Below are 360 nucleotides of genomic sequence, written 5' to 3'. Positions count from 1 at the left end.
CGCAGCGCAGCGCTCAAAGAGCACGACAGCGTGAGCAGAAACAAATGGTGGGCCCGGGAAGACTTGAACTTCCGACCCCACGCTTATCAAGCGTGTGCTCTAACCAACTGAGCTACGGGCCCACATGGGTCACAACAACAGCTTGTTAAACCATCAACAGCCAACCCGAAAGTCGACCATCAAAGGAACAGCGTGATCCTTGTCCTAAAAGAAAGAGAAACGTGGGAGGCGGTGTCCGCCATATCATCATTCAAGTCGGATTTGGCTAAGCTGATCCTTCTCGCTTGCGCTCAAAGGGCAGCCAAATCGTCATCTCATGTGACGTATTTCGTTTCGATCATCACCTGACTGGCGTGATCT

1 tRNA gene is annotated in these 360 nt (G+C 51.9%); it reads right to left on the bottom strand.

What is annotated here, in order from left to right:
• Window positions 1-45 precede the first annotated feature (45 nt).
• Window positions 46-122: transfer RNA gene (locus IFT84_RS21295), tRNA-Ile, on the bottom strand.
• Window positions 123-360: the final 238 nt, after the last annotated feature.

Source organism: Rhizobium sp. CFBP 8762 (genome assembly GCF_014841565.1).
Classification (GTDB): Bacteria; Pseudomonadota; Alphaproteobacteria; order Rhizobiales; family Rhizobiaceae; genus CFBP-8762.
Note: the sequence above shows the minus strand (reverse complement) of the source record. Positions and strands in the feature narration are given on the sequence as shown.